The sequence below is a fragment of the Streptomyces sp. WAC06614 genome (assembly GCF_003949795.1).
Lineage (GTDB): Bacteria > Actinomycetota > Actinomycetes > Streptomycetales > Streptomycetaceae > Streptomyces.
In genome coordinates this window covers 1-1,486 of the sequence record NZ_RPRY01000650.1, presented here as the reverse complement: position 1 = coordinate 1,486, position 1,486 = coordinate 1, and the positions used below count along the sequence as shown (strand labels likewise).

General features: G+C 80.6%; 2 protein-coding genes and 1 pseudogene. All 3 read right to left on the bottom strand.

The window, feature by feature from the left end:
- Positions 1–287, bottom strand: a pseudogene (locus EF918_RS35640) (hypothetical protein); the annotation flags it as partial.
- A 65-nt stretch (positions 288–352) separates the two neighbouring features.
- Positions 353–982, bottom strand: a complete 630-nt coding sequence (locus EF918_RS35635) for a type VII secretion system-associated protein (RefSeq protein WP_125652969.1) — start codon at positions 980–982, stop codon at positions 353–355.
- Positions 979–1,281, bottom strand: coding sequence for a hypothetical protein (locus EF918_RS35630; protein ID WP_125652968.1), 303 nt, complete (start codon positions 1,279–1,281; stop codon positions 979–981). The genes EF918_RS35635 and EF918_RS35630 overlap by 4 nt, the downstream gene beginning before the upstream one ends.
- Between the last annotated feature and the right edge of the window lie 205 nt (positions 1,282–1,486).

The window sequence follows — 1,486 nt, the reverse complement described above, 5'->3', positions numbered from 1 at the left end:
CGGCCGGCCCCGGGCGTCGGGCCCGTGGCCCCCTCGGCCGGCGTGTCCGGCGGTGCCGCGGGCAGGTCGGGGGCCGCGCCCCGGCCGTCCTCGCCCGCCGGCGCCGCCCCGGGCGCGGTCCCGGTGGCCGCGGGCAGCTGCGGCGCGGCGCCCCGGGCGCCGGCGGCGCTCCCGCTCGCCGGCGGCGCGGCGGCTCCGGAGGCGTCGGTCTCCGCCGGCTCCTCCGCCCAGCTCACGAGCGGGAGTTCGACCCCCTTCCCCGTACGGCTGTGCACGTTCGAGCTCATCCCGGCCCCCAAACGATTCGGTCCTGTCATGTCCTGCGGGTGTGCTGCGCGTCCTGCACGGAGTGCTACGTGGCTGCCCCTGCCCGGCGTTCGGTCGCCGTCGCCGTCGCCGTCGCCGCTGTCGCCGCCTGGAGGGCCTCGGCGGGGACGGCCATGGCCAGGGCGCCGCCCGCGTTGACGAGGATCCGGTGGTCGGCCGGTACGGCCGCCAGGAGCCGGGCGGCGTCCAGGGCCACGTGCGCGGCCGAGACCGCCGCCAGCGCGGCCCGCCGGGGAGTGGTGAACACGTAGACGGTGCGCGCCCCTTCGACGGCGGCGTCGCTCACCACGGGTCGCCCGGCCTCGTCCACCGGGACGTACAGCGGGGCGACGGCCAGCGCCCGGTGCACGGCCCCCTGCGGGCCGTAGCCGGTCGCCGCCCGCTGGATCGCCGCGTCCACCGGGTCCGTCGGCGGCGGCCAGCCGTGGTCGGCGGGGGAGGGGCGGTGCTCCGGGTTCGGCCGGTACGCGACGACCTCACCGTGCTCGTCGGAACGCCACCGGCCGATCAGCGCCCAGTCCGGCGGGGGCCCCTCGCCGGTCCAGGCGGGGTCGACCAGGCCGACCCACTGTCCCGGCGTGCGCCGGGCGGCCTCGCGCACGGGCGCGGGCACGGGCACCGGCACCCGGTCCGGGGCGTACGGCTGCTGGGTCATCGTGCCTCCTGGGTGGTGACGTCCGGTCCCTCCGGGCTACGCACGGGCGCCGCCACCGGGTTCGGGGCGGGCCCGGCGCCGTCGGGGTCCGCGGACCGGTCGTCGCGGTCCTTCGGGGCGTCGGCCGTCCCGTCGCCGTCCTTCCGGTCGCCGTCCTTCTCCTGGTCCTCGTCGTCCTCCTCGTCCTCGGACAGGAACGGATATACGTCGTCCAGCAGCGGCAGCCGGAAGACCGGCCGGGGGCGGCCGTTGCGCCGGCCGGGCGGGCGCGTCAGCGCCGGCTCCGGCGCCGCGGGCACCCCACCGCCCGGCCCTGGCGTCGCCGCCGGATCGGCCTCCGGCACCGACCCCGGCCCAGGGCCACCCGCCCGCTCCGTCCCCGCCGCAGGCTCCGACCCGGGCCCCGCACCGGGCTCCGACTCCGGCTCCGGCCGAGGCCCCGTGCCGGGCCCCGGAGCCACCCCGGGCTCCGCCCCCGGGCCCGCATCCGGCCCGGCACCCGAG

What these genes read in the sequence shown, in the direction of transcription:
- EF918_RS35635 (WP_125652969.1), bottom strand. Translation starts at nt 982, where the DNA reads ATGACCCAGCAGCCGTACGCCCCGGACCGGGTGCCGGTGCCCGTGCCC.